This is a genomic window from Streptomyces sp. NPDC048566, assembly GCF_043199735.1.
Classification (GTDB): domain Bacteria; phylum Actinomycetota; class Actinomycetes; order Streptomycetales; family Streptomycetaceae; genus Streptomyces.
Map to the genome: position 1 here is coordinate 188,373 of NZ_JBICWL010000001.1, position 25,529 is coordinate 213,901.

Below are 25,529 nucleotides of genomic sequence, written 5' to 3' on the forward strand. Positions count from 1 at the left end.
TAGGTGCAGAAGAAGTCTTCGAGCAGGGCATCGGGGAGATGGCCGACGCGTCCTGTCGGCGCTGTCGCCCGCTCGCCGAGGCCGCGTCAGCACCCGCAAGTGTGCTGTCCGGTTCCGGGCCCGTCTGGCCGAGCGCGGCATGGAACGGGTGGTCTTCGACCGGCTGCTGGATCACTGCAAGGAGGCCGGCCTGGTGGCGGCCGGGGAGAGCGTGCGCGCCGCCCTGGAGTGCTCTGGCTGTTCGGTTGGTCTGTCACTCGGCCGAACAGATGTTCCGGGTTCGATGCCCGAGGTCGCGAAAGAGGCTCGGCCGAATATTCGGCCGAGCCCCCTGTTCCGCGAGTGGAGACCTGGATCAGGTCTGCTCGGTCACGAACTGCTCCACGCTCAGGTTGGTGAGTGAGTCCATTGCGTCCAACTGCTGTGCTGCTGCGACGAGTTGGTCGTACTCGGCGCGATGGATCGAGATGCGGAAGTATTCGATCACGTGCGCGAGATCGTCCAGAGCTTCTTCGGTCTCATCGTTGTCGACCAGATCGACGACCGATGCCAGTGACCTCGCCGGTCTCGTCTGGTCGGCGATACGTCGTGCGATGCTCTCGGCGACGGATCGGGTGAGCGAGTCCGGTGAGGTGGGCGAGTTCATGTGAGGGGACCCTTCTCCCCATGTGGAGATCGCATGTCAGCCCCTCCTGTTGATGTAGGCGGTTGTCACGCCGAGCGGCTTTCCGTCCGGTGCGGCGGTGGTGCGGTAGTGAGCCGTGACGGTGTACTTCTTCTACGTGATGTCGTACTTGCCGTTGTAGACGCCGCCCCAGGCGTTCCTCCACTTGCCGGAGATGAGTGTCTTCTTGAGGTCGCTGAGCATGGTGGAGCTGGAACGCCAGGCGGACGCTTTCCGCTCCCGACATGCTTGTCCTTGATGTGCCGGAGGCCGAACTTGCCGTACTTGACTCCGTTCACCGTGACGTTGGACGTGCTGCCCTCGCGGATGGTCTTCCAGTGGCTTCCGGGAGAGCGCGACCACATGATGATGCGCCATTTGCCGCACTTCTTGAACGGATTTCCCCAGGCGCCGCACCGGCCGTCGAGGTCGGTTCCGTTCACCGGGTCCGCGCAGACGAAGTCGTAGGCGTTGCAGTTGCCGCCGAAGACCGGGTCGGTCTGCAGGAAGCGTGCTGTGCCCGGGTTGTAGAGGCGTGCGCCCATGAGGACGAGTCCGGTGAGCGTTTGGCCGGAGCGCTGCTTGCCGCCGAACCAGCCGTAGCGTGCCGCGGCCTTGTTCGCACGGGGCGCGCCGTTCTCGTCGTTGTCGAGAACCGTGGGTGCGACGGCCGTGTCGAGCGGCAGTTGCAGGGCGATGTCTCCGTGGATGTTGGAGAACTGCAGGACCGTGTCACCGGACTTGCTTGTCGTGGCGCTGAACACGCCGGTCGCGGAGGTGACGTTGCGGGTGACCGTTCCCTGCGCGGTGTTCTCCACGATCCAGCTGGGGTCGTCGGAGTCGCCGCCGTAGTGGTTGGTCTTGGCGGACGTCTGGGTCCAGGTGCCGGCGCTGTTCGTCTCGGTGGTCCAGGAGCGGGAGCGCAGGGCCGCGTCGAGCTGCCAGGTCTGGCGCCGGGTGCCGGCGGTCTGCTGGCGGGCCAGGTCGTTGGCGTAATAGGCGAGGGTCGAGCCCGGCAGGGCGGTGGTGCGGCCGAACACGTCGTAGGTGTAGCCCGAGTCGACGATTCGGTCCGCGGTGTCGAGGCGCGGGCGGTGGTGGTGCCTGCACCGGTGGGGCAGGCGAGCCCGGTGTCGGCCGAGACGCTCGCGGTACCTGTCCGGCTGGAGCGCTTGTCCAGGGTGTAGGTGCGCAGCGCACAGGTGTTGTCGCTGGTGTCCTCGACGCGGGTCAGGCGTCCGGCGGCGTCGTAGCTGTATCGCTGGTGCGACCAGCCCACGTGTGAGGAGGTTCGGCCCTGGATCGTGGAGGTGACGGCGTCGCTGTAGACGGCGGTTCCGTCACTGTCCCTGGTGTAGGTGCGTTCCGTGATGGCGCCTGTGGCGTCCTTGGCCTGCTTCAGCGTGTATCCATTGTGCAGAACGGCCTGAGCTGCAGCTTCAAGGGCCGGCGCGGGGCTCGCGGCGACGGGGCGAGGGCGGAATGCGCGACTTTGACGCTCGGATGACGCTCGGATGTCGGGAGTCTCCACCGCGCGGACCTCTCCGACCCTGGGCCGCGCGGACCGGGGCCGTCGGCACGGGCGGCGACTCCGGTTCGGACCTCGCCCCGGCGACCTTGACGCGAAGCTCACCGAGCGAGCTCGTCGGGAGCGTCGCAGCAAGCAGGAACGTGCCATTGAGGCCATCCGCGACGCCCGGAATCGGGCCGAGCCGAAGGTCGATGACGTCCTGGCCGAACTCACGATGTACCGGCCATCGCCAAGCGACTCTCGGCCTGGTTCCCCGTTTCCTGACGTTCGACGTCGTGGGGACGGGACAGGGTGCGGTTCCGGGAGCGGTGCCGGCCCCTGGCAGTCCGTCGGGCGGACTGATCCCGCTGTTGTCGGACCCGTTCGTGACGCGCGGACCCGTCACCCGCCGACCTTCCCTGCGGTGACCTGCTGCCCCCGCGTGGCGTCGACGACGATGAGGACGCCGTCCGGGATCTTGCCCGCGAGGTCGTCCAGGAGGTCGCCGACGGGCGGGAGGTCTCCCGGGCCGCGGACGTGGACGTACAGGGTCCGGGACTGGGCGTCGACGCTCGTGACGCTCGCGCCGGGGCTGTCGGCGAGCCACCGCTCCGCCGCCGCCTTCGTCCGCGAGGTCCACGCGTTGATCAGCACCGTGGTCACCGTGTTGGCCCCGAGGGGGAGCAGGACCGCGGCGAAGAGCAGTCCGAGCATGACGTAGGCCCTGCGCGGACCGCGGTGGGTGCGCGGATCGGACGGGAGGGTGTAGCCGAGGGTGGCGAAGACCACCATGCCCGCGAAGACCAGGCCGAAGAGGTTCGACAGGAAGAGGACCAGCGCGCCGAGCGCCAGCCACCAGGCGGTCTGGCCCGCGCACACGCCCGTGACCACGAGGGGCGGGACGAGGGAGATGGCGATCGCCACACCGGGCAGGACCGCCGCGACGTCCTTGCGTGCCAGTGCCACCGCGCCGGCGAAGCCCGTGGTCAGAGCGGCGACGAGATCGAGGAGCCCGGGGGAGGTGCGGCCGGAGATCTGGCCGTTCGTCAGCAGGTCGTAGGACTGGGGGACCACCACCGACGCCGCGGCCCCCACGAGGATCACCAGCAGGCACCCGAGGGCCATGAAGGCGAACGCCGTGCTGCGGCGGCGCTGCACGGCCCCGAGCGCGATCCCCATGATGGGCGTGGACAACGGCGCGATGATCATCGCGCCGATGACCGTCGCCGTGGAGTCCGTCAGGATGCCGCAGGCCGCGATGACGGACGACAGGGTGAGCATGGTCCAGAAGGCCGACTGCTTGGCCCGGCTGTCCCCCGACGACAGGTCGAGGTCCTCTTGGAGGTCGTCCAGGGAGCGGCGCTGGTTGTCCGGCAGGACCCTTTCGCGCAGATGTCGGAGCATCTGCCCAGTATTCGGAGCCGGGCCGCGCGGGAACGGCAGGGACACGGGCGGCCTTCGCGTCCGATGGCGCATGATCCGCCCGGCGCCCCACGGCGACCGGAGCCGCCGGAGGGGCCGCGCTCGTCGGTGGACCGTGCCGCCCGGTGGTCCACGTCCGGTCGACCCGTCCGTGGCCCGCGCCCGGTGGTTCGCGTCCGGTGGACTGCGCCCGGTGGTCCGCGTGCGACGGTCTGCGCCCGGTGGACCCGTCCGGCGATCCGCGTCCGGTGGTTCGCGTCCGGCGGTCCGTGTCCGGTGGTCCACGTCCGACGGTTCGCGCCCGGTGGACCCGTCCGGTGGTCCGCGTCCGACGGTCTGCGCCCGGTGGACCGTCCGGCGATCCGCGCCCGGCGATCCGTGTCCCGCGGGCCGGGGCCGGCGGTCCAGGGCCGGTCACCGCCGTCTCGCCGGACGCCCGCCCTGCGCGGGGCCCGCGCGGAGGGGGGAGTGCTTCCGCGGGCCCGGTGACCGCGGGCGCAGGGTGTCGCCGCCGGGTAACAGCGGTGCGTTTCCCGGGGCTTGTCCTGATTCCCGGGTCTTGTCCTCAGGGCGCCCTCAGGGAAGGCTCAGAGTTCCACCAAGTCCCGGAGCGGCGGACCCCAGGATGATCGGGTTGTTCCGGACAGGCCGGGACGACCGGCCGGGAGCCGGGCGGCGTGGTGCGGTGGCGGGGGGCCGCCCCCGCGGCGCCCGGCTCCCGGGGCCGCGCTCTCGCGCGCCGTGCTTCGGACCGCCGCCCGGCAGGGGGGCGGGCCCGCCGGGCCGGAGACCGAAGGCGATCCGCGGCACCGCGGCGCGCGGGAGAAGGAGACACAGTGATCTACACGAGCAGGTACCCGGACGTCGCCGTCGTCGACCGGCCGGTCCACGCGTGGGTGCTCGACGGCGCGGCGCGGCACGGGACCAAGCCCGCCATGGTGGACGTGGCGAGTGGGCGCACCCTCACCTACGCCGAGCTGACCGGACTGGTCCGCGGGCTCGCGGCGGGGCTGGCGGGGGAGGGCTTCGGCAAGGGCGACGTGGTGGCACTGCACTCGCCGAACACGATCCTGTTCCCGGTGGTCCTCTATGCCGCCACCACCGTGGGCGCGACGGTCACCACGCTGTCGCCGCTGGCCACACCCGCCGAGATCGCCAAGCAACTCGTCGACTCCGGCGCCCGGCTGATGGTCGGCGTCTCGGCGCTGATCGAGACCGCGCGGGCCGCCGTGGAGACGGTCCGGCAGCTGACCGGCCGGGACATCGAGATCCTGGTCTGCGACCGGGCCGAGGGCCACCGTCCGGTCCTGGACCTGGTCCGCGACGGCGACGTGCCGGTGGTCGAGATCGACCCGGCCCGCGACGTGGCCGTCCTGCCCTATTCGAGCGGCACGACGGGCGTGCCGAAGGGCGTGATGCTGACCCACCGCAACCTGTGCACCAACCTGGAACAGCTGAACGCGCTGCACCGGGTCGAGGCGGACGACCGCGTCATCGCGATCCTGCCCTTCTTCCACATCTTCGGGCTCACCGCCCTCGTCAACAGCGCGCTGCTGCGCGGCGCCACGGTCTACGTGCACACCCGCTTCGACGTCGACGCGTTCCTGGCCGGTCTGGAGCGCGACCGCATCACCCACGCCTACGTCGCCCCGCCGGTGATGCTCGCGCTCGCCAAGCATCCGGCGGTGGGGGCCCTGGACCTGTCCCACCTGCGGCGCGTGATCTGCGCCGCGGCGCCGCTCGACGCCGGCCTCCAGCAGGCGGTGTCGGACCGGCTCGGGGTGGAGGTGGGGCAGGCGTACGGCATGACCGAGCTGTCCCCGGCCACCCACATCCACGCCGACGGCAACCGTGACGAGCCCCTCGCCTGCGTGGGGCACCTGCTCCCGTCCACCCTGGCCCGGCTGGTCGACCCGGTCACCGGTCAGGACGTGCCGGCCGGCGCGACGGGTGAGGTGTGGATCAGCGGACCGCAGGTGATGAAGGGCTACTTCGGACGCCCCGAGGACACCGACGCGACCGTCGACGCCGAGGGCTGGCTGCACACCGGGGACATCGGGCGGGTGGACGCGGAGGGCAACTGGTTCATCGTCGACCGGGTGAAGGAACTCATCAAGTACAAGGGCTACCAGGTGGCCCCGGCCGAACTGGAGGCTCTCCTGGTGCAGCATCCGGCCGTAGCCGACGCCGCGGTGATCGGCGTCCGCGACGAGGAGGGCAACGAGATCCCCAAGGCCTTCGTGGTGCCGATGACCGGCGTGCCGATATCCGCCGCCGAGGTCATGGAGCACGTGGAGCGGCAGGTCGCCCCCTACAAGAGGATCCGGCGGGTCGAGTTCATCGAGGCGGTGCCGAAGGCGGCCTCCGGCAAGATCCTGCGCCGGGAACTGCGCGATCGGGAGTCGGTGGACTCCTGAGCGCCGGCCCCGGCCGGGCGCGACGCACCCGGCACGGATGGCCGGTCAACTCCGGTCATCCGTGCAGGTGTTGTAAGGTTTTCGTGTGGGTGGCGCGGTGTATCGGTTCGGGCGGTACGTGTTGGACGTGGACCGCCGGGCGCTCAGCCACGACGGGCAGGCGGTCGACGTCGGGCCGCGCGCTCTGGAGATCCTGTGCCATCTGGTCGAGCACCGCGACCGTGTCGTGACGGCCGACGAACTGCGCGAGCGCGTGGGGGACCTGGGCACGGCCGGCGAGGCCGCGCTCAGCGGCTGGCTGCGCACCGCGCGCTTCGCCGTGGGGGACACCGAGGCCCGCCAGCAGCTGATCCGGACGGTCGGTCCACATCGCCACCGCTTCGTCGCACCGGTGACGGCGGTTCCCGCGGGCGGCGCGGACCGCGCCGGAGTGCGCCGCGACGCTGCCGAGGGCTCCGGGCCGGTGACCGCAGGTCCCGACGCGGTGCCCCGGACGGCGGCCGTCGCGGACGGCGCGGGCGCCGGGCACGAGGTGGCGGACTCCGCCTCCGGTGAGGCGTCCGCCGTGGCCCCGGCCGCGGCGTCCACCGTGCCTCCCACGTCCTCGGGTTCCCCCGCCCCGGCCGCGGCCGATCACGAGGTCATCCGCTTCTGCCGGTCGGCCGACGGCACCCGTGTCGCCTACACCGCCACCGGGCAGGGCCCGCCCCTGGTCAAGACCGCCAACTGGCTGACCCGTCTCGATCTCGACCGGACCACGCCGATGTGGGCGCACTGGTTCGAGGGCCTCACCCGCGGCCGGCGGCTGATCCGCTACGACGAACGGGGCTGCGGCCTGTCCGAATGGACGGTGCCCGGCTTCGCCCTCGACGACCTGGTCGCCGACCTCGACGCCGTCGTCGACGCCGTGGGCCTCGACCGCTTCCCCCTCCTCGGGGTCTCCCAGGGCGGCGCGGTGGCGGTCGCCTACGCCGCACGCCGCCCCGAACGGGTCAGCCGGCTCATCCTCACCTCCGCGTACGCCCGGGGCCAGCGGGTCCGCGCGGGCAGCGCCGCCGAACGGGACGCCGCCGAGGTCGACCTCGACATCGCCCGGGCCGGGTGGCGTACCCAGGAGAGCAGTTTCCTGCGCTACTACGCCTCCCAGTTCATCGGCGACGCCACGCCCGCGGAGTGGGACGCCTTCGCCGCCTATCAGCGGCAGACGACCTCGCCCGCCAACGCCCTGCGGTTCCTGGAGGAGTTCACCCGCATCGACGTCGCCTCCGTCGCCCGCGAGGTGAGGTGCCCCACCTTGATCGTCCACGCTCGCGACGATCCGCGGGTCCCGGTCGCGCAGGCGCTGGAACTGGCCACGCTCATTCCCGACAGCCGGCTGATCCTGCTGGACGGACGCAACCACCTGTTCACCGCCGCCGACCCGGCCTGGCCCACCTACCTCGCGCATCTGCACGCCTTCCTCGCCGAGGAGGAGTGACGCCTCGGACCCTCCGGGCCGGGACGACGAGCCGTGCCGGCCGGCAGGCGGCGGGCGGGGCCGGCGTCCGTCCGGAACGCGCGGATGCCGCGGCGGTGGAGGAGACCTCCATCGCCGCGGCATCCGGGAGAACACCGTCGTGCCCCGGGAGCGGCCGGCGCCCCCGCGGGCCCGGGGCGAGCGCCGCCGCCGCGCGGGCCCGCCCCGGCCGTCGGGCCCGAGGCGGTCGCCGCGCGTACGGGCCGGGGGGCGGACGGCGGCCGGTGGCGTCAGCCGACGACGATGTCGCAGTCGGCGCGTCCGCGGGCCGCGATGTCCGCGAAGTCCGCCTGCATGGCGGGGTCGTAGGCCTGCGCGCTCGTGGTCCGGGTCTTCTTGCCGGGCACGGCCTTCTTGCCGGTGCCGTGCGAGACACGGGCCGCGTCCCACGTCAGGTCGCAGGTCCAGTGGAACGTGCGGACGAGCAGGTGCGCGTTCCTGCCGGTGCCCGTGATCGACCAGTTGCCGTCCGACGACACCACGAAGGTGACGTTCCCGCTGACGTCGCGGCTGCTGTCGCCGGTGGAGAACGTGATCGACCGGCCGTCGTCCGCGACCGTCTTGGTGGTGTCGTTGGCCTGCGCGGGAAGCGTTCCCAGCAGCAGAGAGCCCAGCCCCGCCCCCGTCGCGATCAGCATCGCCAGTCCCCGGCGCGTCCCGTTCCGGCCGGCCGTCCTGGAGTTGTCGCGTCGCATCTTCGGTCCTTCTCTCGTGAGTGTCGTGTCGTTGACGTGTGCCGGACGCGGTGCGACGCCCCCGTCGTCTGCGTCCGGTACCGCTCAAGCATCGGGCCGAGAGGCAGGTCGAGGCATGGTGGCCGACTGAGGTCCCCCTGAGGACGAACTGAGGGTGTTCTGAGGGCACTTCCCTCATGCGGCGAGCCGGATTGCGGCGCGGGACCGGTGCGGGCCGACGGGACGGGGGCGGGTGGGGTGCGCGGCGTTGGCGGGTCGTTTCGGCCGGCGCGGGGCGCGACTGCGGGCGGGCGAGGCCCGGGGCGCGCATCGCGGGTCCACGGGGCGGGGCGTGGGCCGTGCCGGTGCCGGCCGCCCGAACCTGGCGGTGCCAGGCCGCCGGTCACGGGGAGCCGGCCGCCGGTTCACCCGGCGCGTCGCCCGTCGGCCGCGGGGGCCTACTCGGCGAGGAAGGCGTCGATGTGCGCCAGGAACTCGCCCCAGGCCGGCTCGTGGGCGGTGAGCAGGTGATTGCGGCTCCGGAGCAGGACGAGCCGGCTGTCGGGAATGAGGGAGGCCAGCTCGTTGGCCTGCGAGACCGGTACGCGCTCGTCCTCGCGGGAGTGGAGGATCAGCGTCGGACACGCCACGTGCTGGGCCGTCTCGGAGACGTCGATGCGGGCGAACTCCTCAAGGAACCGCACCCCGTTCGCCGGTGAGGTGGTCTGCCGCTGGAAGGCGGTGAACTCGTCCCAGTCGTCCGGCGTGCCCTCGGGCAGGAACTGGGAGGCGAAGACCCGTAGGAACCGCGGGTCCTGATGGGCCCAGCCCACCCGGGCCACGTCGAGGTCGAGGGCGGCCTCGGCGCTCTCCGCCTCGCCTCGGGCCCGGACCTGCCGGCCCCGGGCGTAGGCCCCGGCGAGGACGAGCCGGCTGACCCGCTCCGGGTGGCGCGCGGCGTAGGCCACGGCCACGGCGCCGCCCTGCGACACCCCGAGCAGGGGGAACCGGTCGACCCCCGCGGCCTCGACCACGGTCTCCAGGTCGTCGACCCAGTCCTCGAAGGTGGAGTGGGGGACCGTCTGGTCGGAGAGGCCGCATCCGCGCTCGTCGTAGCGGATCAGCCGGCGGTCCCGGGCGAGCCCGGTCAGCCAGTGCGACCACACCGGCGTCGACCACTCCAGGTCGAGATGGGACATCCAGTTGGCGGCCTTGAGCAGGGGCGGGCCCGAGCCGACGGAGGCGTAGGCGATGCGGGTGCCGTCGGCCGCCCGGCAGAAGCGAATGGTCTGGCGGTCCGGCCCACCCGGTCGGCCGGAAGGTGCCGCCCGGCCGGGTTCCGCACCCGGCGTGTCCGGCTGGTGACCCGGGGCGATGTCCCGGCCGGCGGGCGGGGCCCCCGCGTCACCGGCGACGGTCACCGGGGCCACGAACTGGCAGCCCCGCCGGTGCACCGTGCGGATCACCTGCTGGCGGCTGCCGGTGTCGCCCACCGCCAGCCGTGCCGTGCGCAGGGCCGTGGTGAGGGCGGCCTCGCTGACGAAGCGGTCGCCCCACACCTCGTCGAGGAGCTCGTCCTTCGGGACCACCCGGTCCCGGTGCTCGACCAGGTGGCGCAGCAGGCCGAGCGCCCGGGGCTCGACGTGCACCGGCTGGCCGGACCGGCGAAGCTGGTGCCGAGCCGTGTCGAGTTCGAACACCCCGAAAAAGAACTTGTCGCCCTGCACTTTTGCAGCGTACAACTCCTGCCTGTGGGCGTACACATGTCCGAGTGTCGCCCCGTCGGCGGGACGGCGGCGCGCTGAGGCAGGGCACCCGTTGGGTGATCCGTGCGGCCGGTGGGGTAGAAAAGGATCGGTGCGCTCCGACGACGGACTCCGGCGGCGGACGGGCACCTGCTACAGATCAGCCGGGGAAGTCCCGGCGTTATGCGAAGGACAGCAGTATGGCCAGCGGCACCGTGAAGTGGTTCAACTCCGAAAAGGGCTTCGGCTTCATCGAGCAGGAGGGTGGCGGCCCGGACGTCTTCGCCCACTACTCCAACATCTCCGGCAACGGCTACCGGGAACTGGTGGAGGGTGAGCACGTCACGTTCGACGTCACCCAGGGCCAGAAGGGCCCCCAGGCCGAGAACATCGTGCGCGGCTGACGCACAGCCGTCAGCGGACGCCCGTGGCCCCGGCCGCGGTCACCCCGCGTCGTGTGAGGAGGGGCCCGGCATCCGCCGGGCCCCTCCGCCGTCCGCGGCGGCTCCCGGCGCGCGGTACGGCGCGTGGGGGCGCCGGACGGGGCTCGAAACGCCGGACCGGGGGCTCGGTACGCCGGACGCGGACTCCGTTCCGGGCGACGGGCGTCGGGCGACGGGCGTCGGGGTGGGGGCGGGGCGGTCGCGGCGGGTGGTGGCCGCAGCGCCGGTCACCGGGGGCGCGGCCGTGGCTCCTCCTCCGGACCTGCGCACAGCTCCCCCCGGCCGCGAGGCGACGTCTCTCGCGCGCCGTCAGGTCCGTGCGGCTCCGAGGATGCCCGGGCCGCCCGGGGCCGGCCACCCCAGCCACCAGATGAACAGGCCGCTCACCAGGACCAGCAGGAACAGGGCGGCGTTGGTGCGGCGGTAGGAGACCAGCAGCGCGACGAACTCGCGGATCATCGCGCTCGGCCAGAAGTACGAGGCGGTGGGCGCGCCGATCACGTGGCCGCGGACCCCCGCGCGGCGGGCGGTCACCGCGGCACGGAACACGTGGTAGTTGTTCGTGACGATCACGCAGCGGTAGTCCGGTTTCTCCTTCTCCATCAGAGCCTTGCTGAAGCGCATGTTCTCGTCCGTGGTGGTCGAGCGGTCCTCGCGCCGGATCAGGTCGGCGGGGAAACCCCGGGCGATCAGGTGGTCGGCCATCGCGTGCGACTCCGGCAGCTTCTCGTCCGGTCCCCGTCCTCCGGAGGTGAGCAGCACCGGCCGCCGTCCGCGCCGGGAGAGCCGGGCGTGCTCCTTCCGGGCGCGGTCGAGCCGGCCGGCCAGCAGCGGGGGCACGGTGGTGCCGCCGATCAGGCCCGAGCCGAGGACCACCACGTAGTCCGCCCGGCGCCGCAGCCGCAGACGTCCGTACAGCGCGCCGTAGGAGAGGAAGCACAGGAACAGGAAGGCGACGTATCCGGCCAGGGCGACGGCCGCCGCCGCCACCACCATCAGCGCGTGCGTGTGCAGCGCCAGTGCGGTGGCGAGCAGGACCAGCAGGGCGACCAGGCCGACGCCCGCCCCGAGGGACAGCAGGTTCGCGGGGCTTCTGCCCTCCTTGCGCACCATCGTGATCCCGTTGGCGATCAGGAACCAGGCGAGGACGATGACGCCGAGGGCCGCCAGGATCAGCAGCGCGAAGGCCAGATCGCGCCCCACCTGCGGATGTCCGCGGGTCAGTTCCCGGAAGAGGGCGATCCCGCCGAAGACCAGGGACAGCCCCAGCAGAACCGCGTTGCCGGCCCGGCGGCGGTCCCGCACGAAACCCGCGCAGAACAGGATGAAGCAGACGAGCGAAGGGAGGAAGGCGGGCATGCGCCCAGCCTACTGAGGGCCCCTGCCCGGCCGGGCCGGCGGGCGGCTCGGGTGCGGGCCCGTCGGCCCCCCGGAGCCCTGGCGGTTTCCGTCGCGTTTCGTTTCCGGTCAGTTATCCGATCGTTCGCCATCGCACGTCGACTGCTGTGATGATGTGGATCAGGGGAGCGGCCGGGGAGGCCGTGCGGAGACGAGGTCCGGGGGGATCGATGAGCAGCACGACGTCCGCGCTGATACGGCTGAAGTCCGCGCAGAAGAGCGCCAAGGGCGTGTCCCTGTACTCGCGGTTCGTGAACCGGCCGGTGGGCCGGTACCTCGCCGCCGGCGCCTACCGGCTGGGGCTGACGCCCAATCACGTCACGCTGATCAGCGCGGTGTTCAGCTTCGCGGCCGTCGCCACGGCCGCGGTCGCCGCGCCGACCTGGGCCGCGGGTGTCGTCGTCTGGCTCGGGCTCGCCGTCGGTTTCGCCTTCGACTCGGCCGACGGGCAGCTCGCCCGGCTGCGCGGCGGCGGCAGCGCGGCCGGCGAGTGGCTCGACCACGTGGTCGACTGTGCCAAGATCACCGCGCTGCACACCGCCGTGCTGATCGCCTTCTACCGCGCCCCGGGGCACTTCGGCACCGGGGCCGACGCCTGGCTGCTCGTGCCGCTCGGTTTCCAGCTCGCCGCCGTCGTCACGTTCTTCGGCGGGCTGCTCACCGAGAAGCTCAAGCCCAAGGCGGCCCCGGGCGAGGGGGCCGGGCCCTCCACGGTGCGCGCGGTGGCCCTGCTCCCCGTCGACCACGGGGTCTTCTGCCTGGTCTTCCTGCTGCTCGGCGGCGGCAGCGCCTTCCGGTGGGCCTACACGGTCCTCGCCGCCGCCGCCGTGCTCTTCCTGGCCGCCTTCCTCACCAAGTGGTTCCGGGAGCTGTCCGCAGTTCGTCGGTGAACCGCGTCCCGTCCAGCGCGTCGATGGCGCGCCGCAACTGGGTGCTGGAGGTGTGCACGGTGTACGGGAAGTAGACGACGTCCACGCCCACCGTGGCGAACTCCTGCTCCAGCCGGTCCCCCTTCGGGGTGTCGCGCCAGTCGTCGCCCTTGAACAGCACGTCGAAGCGGACCTGCTTCCACGTCTCCAGCTTGTCCGGCACGGTCTCCACGAACGCCGCGTCGACGTACTTGATGCTCCTGACGATCTCCAGCCGCTCCACCAGCGGGATCATCGGCAGCCTGCCCTTGGCTCGCTCGGCCATCTCGTCCGAGACGACGCCGGCCACCAGGTAGTCGCACTGCGCGCGTGCGTGGCGCAGGATGTTCAAGTGCCCGATGTGGAAAAGGTCGTAGGCGCCCGGCGCGTAGCCCACGCGGTACGGCTTGCTCGATGGCACAGATGTCCCCCTTGTTCGTTTTTGGCCCCCTGTGCGCACCCCTTTCCGGGGGATGCGCGGACTTTGACGATAGCGTTCATGCATGGTGCAGGGAGGGTGAACAATTAGGGTGCGTCCTGGGTCACTTCCGACCGGCGCGAGGACCGGGGGGTCCCGCGGGGCGCCGACACACAGGGGAGGCCGCGCAGGCGGCCGGGGGGAAGGTTCTGTCGCGTGACACATGCCCACGACGAGCGTCGTGACCGGAGCGGCACCGAAGTGGCCGGCCCGGCAAGGTCGGTACCGGTGCAACGCACCGACGAGCCGGACGCCGCCGCACGCCCCGCCGAGCCGGACGTCGCCGGCCGCGCCGGACAGCGCGGCGAACTCCGCACACCCGGGCGCCGGTTGCTGCTCGTGTCCACGAACTACGCGCCCGAGCACACCGGCATCGGCCCGTACGCCACCGGAATCGCGGAGCACTGGGCGAGCCGGGGCCACGACACCCACGTGCTCGCCGGACTGCCGCACTACCCGTCCTGGAGCCTGGACCCCGCCTACCGCACGGTCTGGCGGGCCACCGAACGCCGTGCCGGGGTCACCGTGCACCGCCGGCGGCACAGCGTCCCGCCACGCCAAAGCGCCCTGCGCCGGGCCCTGTTCGAGAGCTCGATCCTCGTCCACGGCCTCGCCGCCCCGCCCCGCACCGGCCGGCTCGACGCCGTGCTCGCCCAACTGCCCAGCCTCGCCGGCGGCGTGCTCGGCGCCCGGATCGCCGCCCGGCACCGGGCGCCGTACGTCCCGGTCGTGCAGGACCTGATGGGGGCGGCCGCCGCGCAGTCCGGCATCCAGGGCGGCGGGCGCGCCGCCGAACTCGCCGAGCGGGCCGAGTCCTGGGTGCTGCGCCGCGCCACCCTGGTCGGTGTCATCCACGAGACGTTCGTCGAGCGGGTGCGGGCCATGGGCGTCGACCCCGGCCGCATCCGGCTCGTGCCCAACTGGAGCCACATACAGGCCCCTTCGGCGCCGCGCGCGGCCACCCGCGAGCGGCTCGGCTGGCAGCCGGGGCAGACGGTGGTCCTGCACTCCGGGAACATGGGCCTCAAGCAGGGCCTGGAGGTGCTGGTGGACGCCGCCCGCCGCGACCCGGCCACCCGGATCGTGCTGATGGGCGACGGCAACCAGCGCGAGCACCTCGCCGCACTGGCCGACGGACTGCCCAACCTGGAGTTCCTGCCGCCGGTGGACGACGCCGACTTCCCCGACGTGCTGGCCGCCGCCGACGTCCTCGCCGTCACGCAGCGCGCCTCCGTCCTCGACATGAGCGTGCCCTCCAAGCTCACCTCCTACTTCGCGGCCGGCCGCCCGGTGGTGGCCTCGGTCGCCGCCGAGGGCGGGACGGCCCGCGAGGTGCTGCGCTCCGGTGCCGGAACGCTGGTGGAACCGGAGAATCCTGATCAGTTTCTGTCCGCGGTGCGTAGACTCGCCGAAGATCCGCGAAGGGCTGACGAGTTGGGTGCGGCGGGTCCGCGCCACGTCGCCGCCCATCTGTCACGCGAGGCGGGTCTCGCGCGCATCGACGCGCTGATCGACGAGGCAATGGGGGGACTTGGAAGGTGAACGAGACACACGTTCCCGTCCGGGGGGAGGACGAGCCGGAGCAACTGCGCGAGCAGTTCCGCCAGCTGCTGCGGTACCGGTGGCTGATAGGCGGCGGCGTCGGCATCGGACTGCTGGCCGGCGCCTGGCTCGGTGTCACCGGCGCCGACAGCTACGCCGCCACCACCGACATCGTGCTCCGCGCTCCCACCAGCGACCCGTTCGCGCCGACGCTCTCCAGCGACAAGGCGCTGAACATGGGGTCCGAACGGCAGACCGCGCTGAGCCGGTCGGTCGCGGAGGGCGCCGCGAAGCAGCTCAAGCTGGGCTCGGGCGAGGTGGACCGGCTCCAGCACGGTCTCCAGGTCACCAACCCGCCGCAGACCCTCGTGCTCCACTTCACGTACAACGCCTCCGACCCCCGGGAGGCGGCGCGCCGGGCGAACGCCCTCACGACCTCGTACATCGACATGCGCAAGGACCAGTGGGAGGCCGTCCGCGACTCGATGCTCAAGAGCCTCCAGGACCAGCTCAACCCGGTCGCCAAGCAGAACGACCAGCTGTCCGAGCGGATCAAGCAGCTCCCCGACGGCTCGGCCGCCGACTCCGCCTACGCCGTGCAGGCCAACCTGCTCAACCGCATCACCGACCTCCGCTCCAAGATCACGAGCCTCAAGGCGCTCGACATGACGCCCGCCAACGTGATCCGCAACGCCACCGTCCCCACCTCCCCCGACGGCCCCGGCCTGCCGCTGTCGCTCGGTCTCGGCGGCCTCGTCGGCGTCGGACTCGGCCTGCTCGGCGCCTGGGTGCGCCTGGTCTTCGACCCCGCGCCCCGCTCGGCCGGCGACGTCGCCCGCGCCGTCCGCGGGCCCGTCCTCGGCGCGCTGCCCCGCGGTTCGGCGGGCACCCTGGTGGTTGGCCACACCGACTCCCGGGCGGCCGAGGAGTACCGCTCGATCGCCTTCCGGCTCGCCTACGACGACCGGTTCGCGGACCGGCGCCGGCTGCTCGTGGTCGCCCCGCGCGGGTCGATGGAGTCCAGCGTCGCCGTCGCGGTCAACCTCGCCGCCTCCTTCGCCGAGACCGGCAAGAACGTCCTGCTGGTGGAAGCCGACCTGCGCACCCCGTCGCTCTCCGAGCGGCTCGACGTCACCGCCGCGTCCCGGCCCCGCTGGAGCCGCAGCGGTGAGCAGGCCGAGGGGGAGTGGCCCAGCCGCGGCCAGCTCCTCGTCGACGCGGGCGAGTCGGGAGCCTTCGGGCTCGTTCCCGGCGAGCGGGTGCGCAACGTGCCGCGCGCGCTGACCTCCGCCCGCACGACCCGGCTGATCGCCGAGGCCGACGACCCGGACGCCACCGTGGTGGTCGTCGCCCCGCCCGTCCTGGCGTACGCCGACGCCCTCGCCCTCGTCGACCGCGTCGACGGCGTGCTCATCGTCTGCGACCCGCGGACCGTGCACCGCGCCGACCTCACGCGCATCCGCGAGCTCATCGTCGGGGCGGGCGGAACCGTCCTCGGCGCGGTGACCCACAGCGACGCCAAGCGGGTCGGCGCGCCCGCCGCCCGCCGGGGCGGCGGCCGGCGCACGCCCAAGAGCACACCGGCCCCGGCGCCCGAACCGGCCGGCACCCCGGAACCCGAGCGGCGCTTCGACGGCGACGGCAGCGACACGGTCGCGTTGCGCACCGTCCGCTCGGGGGACCGGTGACCGCCGCCGGACACCAGCCGCCGACCGGAACGCCGTCCGAACCGCCGCGCGCCCCGCGGCGGTCGGCGGCCGCCCTCGCCTCCGTCCTGGACCAGGCGGCGTCCAGCCTCACCAACATCGCCGTCCTGGTGATCGCCGCCCGTGTCTCCACCGCGCACGGCTTCGCCACCTTCTCGATGGTGTACCTCACCTTCACGGTGCTGCTCGGCCTGAACATGGCCTACGTCGGCCAGGCCGTCGTCCTCACCCGCGGGGACACCGCCGTGACCGGTGCCGCCTGCCGCTCCGCGATCGCGTTCACCGCCCTCGCCTCCGCCGCCGTCGGCGTACCGCTCGCCGTCGCCGGCGCCGTCACCGGGGCGCTCACCGGCGGCCTGGCCGGGCCGGGCGGGGCGTTCCTCGCGCTCGGCCTGGTCCTGCCCCTGGTGCTCGTGCAGGACGGCCTGCGGTACGCGTTCTCCACGCTGCGCCGGCCCGGGCTGGCGCTGGCCGCCGACACGCTGCGTCTGGTGTGCGTGGTGCCCGCGCTGCTGGTCCAGCCGCGGCACGCCGCGCCCGGCGTCCTGGTCGCCGTGTGGGGCGTGTCCGCCGTGCCGGCGCTGCTGCTCGGACTGCGTCTGCTGTGGCCGCACGTGCGGGCCGCGCGGGCCGACCTGCGGCCTTATGTGCGCCGCGGCCACCTCGGGCGGCGCTTCGTCGTCGAGTTCGCCGTCGGCAACGCCTCCAGCCAGCTGGCCGTGCTCGGCCTCGGCCTGTTCGCCGCGCCGCTGGCCGTCGGCGCCCTGCGCGGCGCCACCACGCTCTTCGGGCCGCTCAACGTCCTGTTCAACTCGGTCAACGCCTTCGGTCCGCCGCTGCTGAACCGGCTCGGCGGCCGGCGGGCGGTCACCCGCGCCGCCGCCGCCCTCGGCCTCGGCCTCAGCGCCGTCGGCCTCGCCTGGGGCCTGGTGCTGTACGCGCTGCCCGCCCACGTCGGCCGCCAACTGCTGGGCGCCACCTGGCAGTCGGCCGCCGACCTGCTGCCCGCCTCGGGTGCCCAGTACGCGGTGATGGGCCTCGGCACCTGCGCCCTGGTGACGCTGCGCGTCCTCAGCCCGCGCGCCACCCTCTCCGTCCAGGTGGTCTTCTCGCTGCTCGCGGTCGTCCTCATGCTGGGCGGATACCTGCTCACCGGCTCGGCACTCGGCGCCGCCTGGGGCCTGGCCGCGGGCTCCGCGCTGAAGGCGGTCGCGGCCTGGACCAGGGTCGTCCGCCTGCGGGAGCGGGAGACCGCCCCAGCGGCCGCACCGGCGGTGCCGGCGAGCTGAGCCCGACCGTGTCCGCCGGGGGAGCGCCTTCGGGCGCCCCGCCGGCCCGCCCGACACCGTCCGCCGTGTCCCGGACGCCCTCCCCGCACGACGGGGCCGGCGGCCGGCAGGGGCCCGCTCCCTCCGCTCCGCGAGACGGCCGTGCACGCGGCGCCGCGCCCGGCGCCGGCCGACCCGCCGGACCACCGCACCGAACCGCACCGGAGGACGCCGCGAGCGGCCCGCCCGGGGTCGGGTGCCGGCCCCGCCGGTCCCGTCGGCACAGCGGAACCGTCAGCGCAGACCCGGTGTCCGGTCCTGGCGGAACGTGGTGATGAGCGCTATGCAGACGGCGGCGATGGCCACCCGGCCCGACGCCTGGAGCAGCGGCCCGCGCAGCAGGATGAAGGAGTAGCCGGCGACCAGCGGGACGGCCAGGGCGATCAGGCTGCCCGGCCGGGAACTGCGCACCGCACGCCGCGCGTAGCGCCGGTCGACCCGCGCCGCCGCGTAGCCCATGGCCACGAAGCCCGCGACCATGCCGACCGGACCGAAATCGATCCACAGCTCGGCCCACACCGGCGACGACAGGTTGGTGTTGGTGGCGCCCATCCACTGGCCGACCATGACCCCGGTGTCCATCGGCTTGTCCGGCCACACCGAGCGCGGAACCGCGAACAGCACCGACCCGGCGAGCTGGGCGCCGAAGGTGTGGCCGCTGCCCGAGCGGACGTAGGTGATGGTGTTCGCGAACATGCCGACCTGGTCGTAGTCCTTCAGCGCCAGCGGCTCCAGCGGTGACGTCGTCTGCACCGGGCGGTAGTTGGCGTCGTCGTAGCGGAAGCGGTCGGCGAACGGGAAGACGACCAGCGCCACGATCACCCCGAGGCTCAGCGCGACCCGGTAGAAGGCCGCGCTCACCGGGAAGACGGTGAACAGCAGCGAGAAGAGCACGGTGAGGAACCAGAAGCGCGGGTTGGAGATCGGGTTGTTGACCACCGCGTTGAGCCCGGCGAGCGCCGCCCAGACCGCGATGATCACCACGGAGCGCCGCGCCCGCCGCGAGGTCACCAGCCAGCGCGTGTAGGCCAGCCAGGCGATGAGGGCGGGCACCGTGCCGAAGCCGCGCACGACGGCCTGCCCGGCCTGCGAGTCGGCCTGTGACAGACCTGCCTCCTCGACGCTGCTGATGATCTCCTGGCGGCTGGTGAAGAAGACCGCGGGGCCGCCCAGCTTCACCACGAGGAGCGCGGAACCGGCGAAGGCGAGCAGCGTCAGCAGGTACAGGCGGCGGCGGTGCACCAGCGCCGGCCGCATCTTGTCGTCCCGCTTGCGCTCCGGACGCTGGCGGGCCAGCAGGGTGCCGATGTCGAAGGCGACACAGCCGATCAGGACCAGCGCGACGGCCTCCGTCAGATCGGTGCGCGCGCCCACCACGGGTGTCGGCGTCCTGCCGAGCACGGCCTGCGCGAGCGGGGCCACCCCCATCGCCATGTAGACGAACAGCCAGAACGAACCGGCGAGCAGCTTGCGGCGGCTCGACAGGATCATCGCCGACAGCCGGATGCCGGCGTACATGGTGAGGGCGAGTTGCAGCCACAGCGCCGAGTCGTGGAGACCGGTGCCGGGCTGCACCAGCACCAGCAGGGGCAGGAACACCGCGAAGCCGAGGACGAGCGGCACCGACAGGGCGCGGGAGAGGAGCGTGCGCGGCCGGAAGGGGGGAACCGCCGTCGGCCGGTCCCGCTCGGGCGGCCCGGACGTACCGGTCCTGCCCGGGTCCGTCTGCTGCGTCATGGCGCCCCCGCCCCGAAAGTGATCCCCGGCGCAGTGTATCCAGCGCCGGCCTGGGGTGAACGGTCAGCTACTACAGTGGGGCGAAGTGGCGTCCGGGGAGACGCCGTTGGGGGGATGGATCGATGCGAGATCTCCCGGCCTTCACGCTGGCCGGATACGACAAGGGGCGCGGCATAGTCGTCCAGGCGCTCTGGTTCGCGGTGATGAACACGGTCTTCATGGCGTGGTTCACCCCGGCCCGGGTCCGCACGGCCCTGCTGCGGGCCTTCGGCGCCGACATCGGCCAGGGGGTGCTCGTCCGCCACCGGGTGCGCGTGCTGTGGCCGTGGAAGCTGACGGTGGGCGACCACACCTGGATCGGCGAGGGGGCCTGGATCCTCAACCTGGAGCCGGTCTCCCTCGGCGCCCATGTGTGCGTGTCCCAGGAGGCCCTGCTGTGCACGGGCAGCCACGACCACCGCGCCGCCGACTTCCGCTACCGCAACGCGCCGATCAGCGTCGACGACGGCGCCTGGATCGCCGCGCGTGCCACCGTCCTGGCCGGAGTGAAGGTCGGCCGCTGCGCGGTCGTCGGGGCCGGTGCCGTCCTGCACCAGGACCTGCCCGAACTGACCCTGCACACCGCCGACAACCGGCGCCGACCCGTCGAGGAGCCGGCGTGAGAGTGCTGCACGCGGTCACCCTGCACAGCCCCACCCATGCCTTCGGCGGCCCGGTCCGGGTCGCCCTCAACCTCTGCAAGGGGCTGCGCGAACGCGGGCACGACGCCCGGCTCACCGCCCTCGCCGACGGCTTCCCCGGTTCGCCCCCGACGGAGGTGGAGGGCGTGCCCGCCCGCCTCCACCCGGCGCGCAGGGTACTGCCGTTCGGCTTCAGCGGGCTGACCTCGCCGTCCCTGCTGGCCGGCGCCCGCCGGCTGGTACGGCAGGCGGACGTCGTCCACGTGCACCTGGCCCGCGACCTGGTGACCCTGCCCGTGGCGCTGGCCGCACTGCGCGCCGGGCGGCCCCTGGTCCTCCAGACGCACGGCATGGTCGACCCGAGCGGCCGGCGCTCGGCCCGCGTCCTCGACGCGGTCGCGGTCCGCCGGGTGCTGCGCGAGGCCACCGCCGTCCTGCACCTGACCGCCCGTGAGCTGCGCGACCTGGAGGCCGTGGCGGGAGCGCCGGGCCTGGCACCCGCCGTCCGGCTGGTGAACGGGGTGCCGGCGCAGCCCGGGGGACCCGCCCCCGCCGGAGCCCCGCGCATCCTGTACGCGGCCCGGCTCCAGGCCCGCAAGCGGCCCGTCGACCTGGTGGAGGCGGCACCGGCGATCCTGGCCCGGCATCCGGACGCGACGTTCGTGGTGGCGGGCCCCGACGAGGGCGAACTCGCCGCCGTGCGACGGCGGATCGGAGAGCTGGGGCTCGCGGACCGGGTGAGCTGCCCGGGAGCGCTCGACGGGGCCCGGATGACGGAGGAGCTGCGCGCGGCGCACGTGTACGTCCTGCCGGCGGTGGACGAACCGTTCCCGATGTCGGTCCTGGAGTCGATGGCGGTGGGCACCCCGGTCGTGGTGACCGGCTCCAACGGCCTGGCCCGCGACGTCGGCCGGGCCGGGGCCGGCCGCGTGGTGGCCGGCCCCGAGGGCATCGCCCCGGCCGTGCTCGACCTGCTGGAGCCGGACACCCGGCGCGAGGCGTCGGCCGCCGCGCGCAACCTCACCGCCGAGACCTTCTCCATGGACGCGGTCCTCGGCACCCTGCTCGACGTGTACGAGCGGGCCTGACGACCGGGCCGGGCGGCTCCCGGGCCGCCCGGCGCCCGGTTACGCGGGGAGCCAGGCGTAGCAGCCCGTGGAGATGAAGGTCCGGGTGCCCGACGGAATCTTCGCGGTCACCTTCTTCGGGGCGTCCGGCCCCGGTCCCGAGGCCAGCGGCTTGCCGTCCGGTCCCAGCGCCTTCCAGGTGCAGCCCTCGGCGGTCGTCAGGGCGCGGTAGCTGCCGGGGTCGGGGTTCTTGCGGGTCCCGTCGGCGAAGCCGGTCGCGGCCTTCGCCAGCAGGGGCTTCTGCTTCGGGCAGAGCTTCTCGATCGCGGCGTCCGCCGAGGGCAGGTCCCCGGCGATGAGCGCGCCGACGGCGGCGTCCTCGTCGTGGGCCGCGGTCCGCTCGACACGCTGGCAGGTCTCCTCGCCGAGCTGGAGGACGGCTGCCGGGTCCATGTTCTTCGGCACCCTGCCGTGCAGGTACTTCTTCTGCCGGTCCGTGAAGGAGCCGGTCGCCGGGGTCAGTTTCGCGTCGGGCAGGACCGGGCCCTTGGAGGGGGCCGCCGACGTCTCGGCCGGCGGGCTCGCCTGGTCGTCCGGTATCCCGGCCGCCTGGTCCTCGGAGATGCTCCGGGTCGGCTTCGCCGCCGCGTCGGCGTCGTCGCCGTCCGAGCTGCATCCGCAGAGCGCGACCAGCGCGATCAGGGCGCCGGCGGCACCGCGCCGGAGGGAGCGGGGAGTACGAGTGTGCATGGTGGCTCCTGCGGCCCGGGCGGGCCGGTGATGAAGGCGGGCCCGCACACGAGGGTGCGGGCCCGGGCGGGGTGGGGGGGGGGGGGGGGCCCCCCGCCCCCCCCCCCCCCCCCCCGGCACCCCCGGGGGGGTTAGGCGCCCCCCAGGGGAGCCCCCCCCGCGGGGGGTTGTGCGCCGCCCCCCCCCCGGGGGGCGACCCCCCCCTGCTGCGCGGGGGGGGGGCCCCCCCCCCCGGGGGGCCCCCCCCCCGGGCCGATCAGGGCCGTGGCGCGGCCCCCTGGACGCCCTGCCCGGGCGCCCGCGCGGCCGCCGACGCGGTGCTCTGCCGGGGGAGGGTGACGGCCGCGTCGGTGGCGCCGACGTGGCACAGCAGCAGGCAGACGTCGTCGTCCCGCTGCGAGTCGCGCAGCATCGGCTTCAGGATGCGGTCGGCGGCGCCCTCCAGGTCGCGGCCCAGATCCGCCGCGCGCTGCGCGGCGAGCGCCTCGGCCAGCCGGTGGATGCCCGGGTCTATCCCCTGCGCCCGGCGCTCCACGAGGCCGTCCGTGTACAGCGCCAGGGTGGAGCCCCGCGGCAGCTCGGCGGTGTGGTCGCGGATCTCCTGGTCCAGCGGAATGCCGAGCATCGCACCGGGCTTGTCGTCGAGCACGCGCACCGCCCCGTCCGGTGTGCGCAGCACCGGCGGCGGGTGACCCGCGGCGGCCCAGGTGACGGTGGGCTCGTCCGGGTGGAAGCGGGCGATGGCCGCCGTGGCGTAGAGGTCGGGCTGGAGGTGGTGCAGGAAGACGTGCAGGCGGGTGAGGAGCCGCCCCGGCGTCCCGCCGTCCACCGCGTACGCCCGGAGCGCGGTGCGCAGCTGGCTCATCATGACGGCGGCCCGCAGCCCGTGACCCGTCACGTCGCCCATCACGACGACGAGCCCCCCGTCCGGCTGCCGGAACGCGTCGTACCAGTCTCCTCCGACGTTCAGGCCGTGGGTGGCCGGCAGGTAGCGCGCGGCCAGACTGAGGCCCGGGGTCGTGGGCAGGTCGGTGAGCAGGGCGCGCTGGAGCGTCTCGGCGATGTCCCGGTTGTGCTCGAAGCGTTGCGCGTGGTCGATCGCGGTCCCGGCGCGCCGGGCGAGTTCGATGAGCGTGACGGCGTCGTCGGCGCTCCAGCGCTCCTGCGGTGGCGTCAGCGTCAGAACGCCGAGGGGCGCGTGCCGGCTCGGCAGCGGGATGCACAGCAGCGGCCCGTCGGGATGGAGGGCGGACGGCGGCAGGTCGTCGACCCCGGGCAGGCCGCCCGGGTGGTCGGCGGCGTACTGCGGCCTGCCGGTGCGGGCCGCGGTGACCGCCGCGGCCGGCCGGGGGGTGCGCCTGCCGTCGTCGTCGGCGAGGAGCCACACGTCGACGCTCCGCGCGTAGGCGGGCACGAGCAGGCGCGGCAGCCGGCTGAGGATCTCCTCGTGGTTCAGCGAGGCGGTCAGCGCGGCGCTCGCGTCGGCGAGGAAGGTCAGCCGGTGCCGGGCGCTCTCGGCCTCCGTGCGGGCCGCGCGCTCGGCGGCGAACAGCTCGCGCTGCGCCCGCCCGGCCGCGTCGAGTTCCGCGTGCAGGGCGAGGACGCCCTGGTTGGTCTGGTGCAGTTCCTCCCGGTGGAAGGCGACCAGTTGTTCCCGCTCGCCGAGCCGGTCCAGGATCTGGGCGGTGTCCTCGTCGGCGCTGAGCAGGGCGTCGGCGAACGCCCGTCGGTCGCGGGGCACCCGCGCCGCGTCCGAGCCGGAAACCGGCTCGGCGACGGCGACGCTCTCCTGCCAGCCGGGCGCGCCGGCGGAGCCGCCCCGGGCGGACAGGGTGACGGTGAGGCTGCCGGGCCCGTCGCCGTCCGCCGGCGGCGCGACGTTCAGCGTCATGGTCCAGCTGCCGCCCTTGACCAGGCACTGCCGCAGCCGGGCGCTGAGCGCGGTGACCAGCCGGGTGCGCTCCACGGTGGGTACGCCGTGGGCGGCGGCGAGCCGGGCCGCGGCGATGCGCGCCCGCGCGGCGTCGTCGACGGTGCTGATCTTCCAGGAGTGGGTCATCGGCGGTGATCCTGCGGGGTGGGGGTCAGGACGGCCACGGTGGTGTCGTCCCGTACCGGACGGGCTGCGCTGCTGGAGTCTCGCACGATCACCGCGGCGGTGACGGCGGGGTCCCATGCGATCGGGGGAGCGCCGGCCGGCGGGGTCCAGCGGCTGGGCAGCCCGTCGCTGTGCAGCACCAGGAGACTGTCGGCGGTCCAGGGCACCCGGCAGTGCGGCAGGCGCGCCGGCCGGTGGGCGCCGACTATGCCGGGGTGGGAGAGCAGGGGACGCCAGGTGTCCCCGGTGAGCAGCCGGGCGCCGACGTTGCCGATCCCCGCGAAGTCCAGCCGGCCCGCCGCGAGGTCGAGCCGGGCCACGGCGACGGCCGCGCCCCGGGTGTCGCGCAGGGCGGTGTGCAGCTGCCCGAGCAGGTCCGCGGGCGGCAGGTGCGCCCAGTGGTGGAGCTGGTCCACGGCGGCCCCGGACGCCTTCGCGGCGGCCTCGCCGTGCCCGAGCCCGTCCGCGAGCAGCAGGCTGACGTGGTCGTCGGTCCGTACGCAGGCCCACGCGTCGCCCGAGAACGCGGCGCCCGCCAGCGGCACGTTGATGCCGCCGGCCCGCACCGGAGCGCTCGGGTCCGGGACGCGGTGCCCGGGCCGGTCCCGGCGGGCGGCCTGAACCCGTGCCAGGGCGACCGTGCCCTGCCCGGGCACGGTGTGCACCTCGAACCGGTCGGCGATGCGGCGGCAGGTGCCGAGCCCCGCCCCGAGCGACGCCGTCGTGGAGAAGCCGTCGCGCAGCGCGGCGTCGAGATCGGCGATGCCCGGACCGTGGTCGAGCGCCGCTATCTGGAGGGCGGGGCCGCGGCCGGTGCCGGGCGGCGCGAGATCGGCGTCGACGGTGTCGATCAGTATCCGCCCGCCGCCCCCGTGCTTGAGCAGGTTGGTGGCCAGCTCGGTGGCGACGAGCGCGGCGGCGGCCCGCCGGTCGCGTCCGAGTCCCGTGTGGTCGGCGGCCGCCTCGGCGGCCACCCGGACGTCCCGGACCCGGGTGGAGTCGTGGACGGGAACGTCCCAGACGCGGGTCACGTGCTCTCCCGGCCGGGCGGCGGAGGCCCGGTGGTCCAGCAGATCACGGTCACCGCGGTGCCCTCGCCGGGTGTGCTGTCGACGGAGAACTCGTGCACCAGCCGGCGGGCTCCGCCCAGGCCGAGGCCGAGACCGCCGCCCGAGGTGTAGCCGTCGCCGAGGGCCCGCTCGATGTCGGGGATGCCGGGTCCCCGGTCGGAGAAGACCAGGCGCAGCCCCCGGGTCGCGCCGGTCCGCAGCTCGGTGGAATCCATCTGGCCGCCGCCTCCGTGTACGAGCGTGTTGCGCGCGAGCTCGCTGGCGGCGGTGACCAGCTTCGTCTGGTCCACCAGCCCGAAGCCGATGCGGCCGGCGGCCTGGCGGACGTGCTGGCGCACCCACGCGAGATCCATGTCCGTGCGGATCGGGAGGCAGG

Annotated in this window: 21 protein-coding genes; 9 read left to right on the forward strand and 12 right to left on the reverse strand. The window is 74.0% G+C overall.

The annotated features are described in order from the left end of the window. Positions 1-355 precede the first annotated feature (355 nt). The 3 genes from ACGFS9_RS00720 to ACGFS9_RS00730 form a co-directional block, all read right to left on the reverse strand. On the reverse strand, positions 356-646 hold the full coding sequence (locus ACGFS9_RS00720) for a hypothetical protein (RefSeq protein ID WP_393249348.1): 291 nt from the start codon (positions 644-646) through the stop codon (positions 356-358). 65 nt (positions 647-711) lie between these two features. Then, positions 712-1,704, reverse strand: coding sequence for an RHS repeat-associated core domain-containing protein (locus ACGFS9_RS00725; RefSeq protein WP_393249350.1), 993 nt, complete (start codon positions 1,702-1,704; stop codon positions 712-714). Between the two features lie 872 nt (positions 1,705-2,576). Further along, on the reverse strand, positions 2,577-3,578 hold the full coding sequence (locus ACGFS9_RS00730) for a DUF389 domain-containing protein (RefSeq protein ID WP_393249352.1): 1,002 nt from the start codon (positions 3,576-3,578) through the stop codon (positions 2,577-2,579). An 854-nt stretch (positions 3,579-4,432) separates the two neighbouring features. Here ACGFS9_RS00730 and ACGFS9_RS00735 point away from each other — a divergent pair. Further along, complete coding sequence (locus ACGFS9_RS00735; protein ID WP_393249354.1) at positions 4,433-6,013, forward strand: AMP-binding protein; 1,581 nt, start codon at positions 4,433-4,435, stop codon at positions 6,011-6,013. 85 nt (positions 6,014-6,098) lie between these two features. Then, complete coding sequence (locus ACGFS9_RS00740) at positions 6,099-7,490, forward strand: alpha/beta fold hydrolase (RefSeq protein ID WP_393249356.1); 1,392 nt, start codon at positions 6,099-6,101, stop codon at positions 7,488-7,490. 269 nt (positions 7,491-7,759) lie between these two features. Here ACGFS9_RS00740 and ACGFS9_RS00745 read toward each other — a convergent pair whose 3' ends face one another. Both ACGFS9_RS00745 and ACGFS9_RS00750 read right to left on the reverse strand, forming a co-directional pair. Beyond that, positions 7,760-8,224 carry a hypothetical protein gene (locus ACGFS9_RS00745; protein WP_393249358.1) on the reverse strand — a complete coding sequence of 155 codons (465 nt, stop codon included), beginning with the start codon at positions 8,222-8,224 and terminating at the stop codon, positions 7,760-7,762. A 437-nt stretch (positions 8,225-8,661) separates the two neighbouring features. Beyond that, a complete protein-coding gene (locus ACGFS9_RS00750; RefSeq protein WP_393249360.1) occupies positions 8,662-9,930 on the reverse strand; it encodes an alpha/beta fold hydrolase in 1,269 nt (422 codons plus the stop codon). A gap of 218 nt (positions 9,931-10,148) precedes the next feature. On the opposite strand from ACGFS9_RS00750, the gene ACGFS9_RS00755 reads away from it, so the two are divergent. Then, positions 10,149-10,352 (forward strand): cold-shock protein, encoded by a 204-nt coding sequence (locus ACGFS9_RS00755; RefSeq protein WP_081220973.1) that lies wholly within the window; start codon positions 10,149-10,151, stop codon positions 10,350-10,352. A 348-nt stretch (positions 10,353-10,700) separates the two neighbouring features. Here ACGFS9_RS00755 and ACGFS9_RS00760 read toward each other — a convergent pair whose 3' ends face one another. Further along, complete coding sequence (locus ACGFS9_RS00760) at positions 10,701-11,750, reverse strand: YdcF family protein (protein WP_393249362.1); 1,050 nt, start codon at positions 11,748-11,750, stop codon at positions 10,701-10,703. A 209-nt stretch (positions 11,751-11,959) separates the two neighbouring features. On the opposite strand from ACGFS9_RS00760, the gene ACGFS9_RS00765 reads away from it, so the two are divergent. Further along, positions 11,960-12,679 (forward strand): CDP-alcohol phosphatidyltransferase family protein, encoded by a 720-nt coding sequence (locus tag ACGFS9_RS00765; protein ID WP_393249364.1) that lies wholly within the window; start codon positions 11,960-11,962, stop codon positions 12,677-12,679. Here the strand turns inward: ACGFS9_RS00765 and ACGFS9_RS00770 are convergent. Further along, the gene (locus tag ACGFS9_RS00770) at positions 12,639-13,118 is read right to left on the reverse strand and encodes an adenylyltransferase/cytidyltransferase family protein (RefSeq protein WP_393249366.1); all 480 of its coding nucleotides are present in this window, start codon (positions 13,116-13,118) and stop codon (positions 12,639-12,641) included. The genes ACGFS9_RS00765 and ACGFS9_RS00770 overlap by 41 nt on opposite strands. Before the next feature lie 390 nt (positions 13,119-13,508). Between ACGFS9_RS00770 and ACGFS9_RS00775 the strand changes: the two genes are divergently transcribed. From ACGFS9_RS00775 to ACGFS9_RS00785, 3 genes are read left to right on the forward strand one after another with little or no spacing between them, the layout of a single operon-like run. Continuing rightward, the gene (locus ACGFS9_RS00775) at positions 13,509-14,717 is read left to right on the forward strand and encodes a glycosyltransferase family 4 protein (RefSeq protein WP_393250460.1); all 1,209 of its coding nucleotides are present in this window, start codon (positions 13,509-13,511) and stop codon (positions 14,715-14,717) included. Then, on the forward strand, positions 14,714-16,405 hold the full coding sequence (locus ACGFS9_RS00780; RefSeq protein ID WP_393249368.1) for a lipopolysaccharide biosynthesis protein: 1,692 nt from the start codon (positions 14,714-14,716) through the stop codon (positions 16,403-16,405). Before ACGFS9_RS00775 ends, ACGFS9_RS00780 begins: the two co-directional genes overlap by 4 nt. Continuing rightward, positions 16,402-17,712 carry a hypothetical protein gene (locus ACGFS9_RS00785; RefSeq protein ID WP_393249370.1) on the forward strand — a complete coding sequence of 437 codons (1,311 nt, stop codon included), beginning with the start codon at positions 16,402-16,404 and terminating at the stop codon, positions 17,710-17,712. The genes ACGFS9_RS00780 and ACGFS9_RS00785 overlap by 4 nt, the downstream gene beginning before the upstream one ends. Before the next feature lie 273 nt (positions 17,713-17,985). On the opposite strand, the gene ACGFS9_RS00790 is transcribed toward ACGFS9_RS00785, so the two are convergent. Then, positions 17,986-19,488 carry a hypothetical protein gene (locus ACGFS9_RS00790; RefSeq protein WP_393249372.1) on the reverse strand — a complete coding sequence of 501 codons (1,503 nt, stop codon included), beginning with the start codon at positions 19,486-19,488 and terminating at the stop codon, positions 17,986-17,988. A 122-nt stretch (positions 19,489-19,610) separates the two neighbouring features. Here ACGFS9_RS00790 and ACGFS9_RS00795 point away from each other — a divergent pair, with 122 nt between their 5' ends. Together ACGFS9_RS00795 and ACGFS9_RS00800 are read left to right on the forward strand one after the other, a co-directional pair. Continuing rightward, complete coding sequence (locus ACGFS9_RS00795; protein ID WP_393249374.1) at positions 19,611-20,150, forward strand: WcaF family extracellular polysaccharide biosynthesis acetyltransferase; 540 nt, start codon at positions 19,611-19,613, stop codon at positions 20,148-20,150. Then, positions 20,147-21,256 carry a glycosyltransferase gene (locus ACGFS9_RS00800; RefSeq protein ID WP_393249376.1) on the forward strand — a complete coding sequence of 370 codons (1,110 nt, stop codon included), beginning with the start codon at positions 20,147-20,149 and terminating at the stop codon, positions 21,254-21,256. The genes ACGFS9_RS00795 and ACGFS9_RS00800 overlap by 4 nt, the downstream gene beginning before the upstream one ends. A 39-nt stretch (positions 21,257-21,295) precedes the next feature. Here ACGFS9_RS00800 and ACGFS9_RS00805 read toward each other — a convergent pair whose 3' ends face one another. The 4 genes from ACGFS9_RS00805 to ACGFS9_RS00820 all read right to left on the reverse strand — a co-directional run bounded on the left by ACGFS9_RS00805 (position 21,296) and on the right by ACGFS9_RS00820 (position 25,506). Next, positions 21,296-21,985, reverse strand: coding sequence for a hypothetical protein (locus tag ACGFS9_RS00805; protein ID WP_393249378.1), 690 nt, complete (start codon positions 21,983-21,985; stop codon positions 21,296-21,298). Positions 21,986-22,241: 256 nt separating this feature from the next. Further along, positions 22,242-24,044 (reverse strand): PP2C family protein-serine/threonine phosphatase, encoded by a 1,803-nt coding sequence (locus ACGFS9_RS00810; RefSeq protein WP_393249380.1) that lies wholly within the window; start codon positions 24,042-24,044, stop codon positions 22,242-22,244. After that, positions 24,041-25,114 carry a SpoIIE family protein phosphatase gene (locus tag ACGFS9_RS00815; RefSeq protein ID WP_393249382.1) on the reverse strand — a complete coding sequence of 358 codons (1,074 nt, stop codon included), beginning with the start codon at positions 25,112-25,114 and terminating at the stop codon, positions 24,041-24,043. The genes ACGFS9_RS00810 and ACGFS9_RS00815 overlap by 4 nt, the downstream gene beginning before the upstream one ends. Continuing rightward, positions 25,111-25,506, reverse strand: a complete 396-nt coding sequence (locus tag ACGFS9_RS00820) for an anti-sigma regulatory factor (RefSeq protein ID WP_393250462.1) — start codon at positions 25,504-25,506, stop codon at positions 25,111-25,113. Before ACGFS9_RS00820 ends, ACGFS9_RS00815 begins: the two co-directional genes overlap by 4 nt. Between the last annotated feature and the right edge of the window lie 23 nt (positions 25,507-25,529).

Coding starts and splice junctions, on each gene's coding strand:
- ACGFS9_RS00720 (WP_393249348.1), bottom strand. CDS start 646: ATGAACTCGCCCACCTCACCGGACTCGCTCACCCGATCCGTCGCCGAG.
- ACGFS9_RS00730 (WP_393249352.1), bottom strand. CDS start 3,578: ATGCTCCGACATCTGCGCGAAAGGGTCCTGCCGGACAACCAGCGCCGC.
- ACGFS9_RS00745 (WP_393249358.1), bottom strand. CDS start 8,224: ATGCGACGCGACAACTCCAGGACGGCCGGCCGGAACGGGACGCGCCGG.
- ACGFS9_RS00755 (WP_081220973.1), top strand. CDS start 10,149: ATGGCCAGCGGCACCGTGAAGTGGTTCAACTCCGAAAAGGGCTTCGGC.
- ACGFS9_RS00760 (WP_393249362.1), bottom strand. CDS start 11,750: ATGCCCGCCTTCCTCCCTTCGCTCGTCTGCTTCATCCTGTTCTGCGCG.
- ACGFS9_RS00765 (WP_393249364.1), top strand. CDS start 11,960: ATGAGCAGCACGACGTCCGCGCTGATACGGCTGAAGTCCGCGCAGAAG.
- ACGFS9_RS00790 (WP_393249372.1), bottom strand. CDS start 19,488: ATGACGCAGCAGACGGACCCGGGCAGGACCGGTACGTCCGGGCCGCCC.
- ACGFS9_RS00795 (WP_393249374.1), top strand. CDS start 19,611: ATGCGAGATCTCCCGGCCTTCACGCTGGCCGGATACGACAAGGGGCGC.
- ACGFS9_RS00805 (WP_393249378.1), bottom strand. CDS start 21,985: ATGCACACTCGTACTCCCCGCTCCCTCCGGCGCGGTGCCGCCGGCGCC.
- ACGFS9_RS00810 (WP_393249380.1), bottom strand. CDS start 24,044: ATGACCCACTCCTGGAAGATCAGCACCGTCGACGACGCCGCGCGGGCG.
- ACGFS9_RS00820 (WP_393250462.1), bottom strand. CDS start 25,506: ATGGATCTCGCGTGGGTGCGCCAGCACGTCCGCCAGGCCGCCGGCCGC.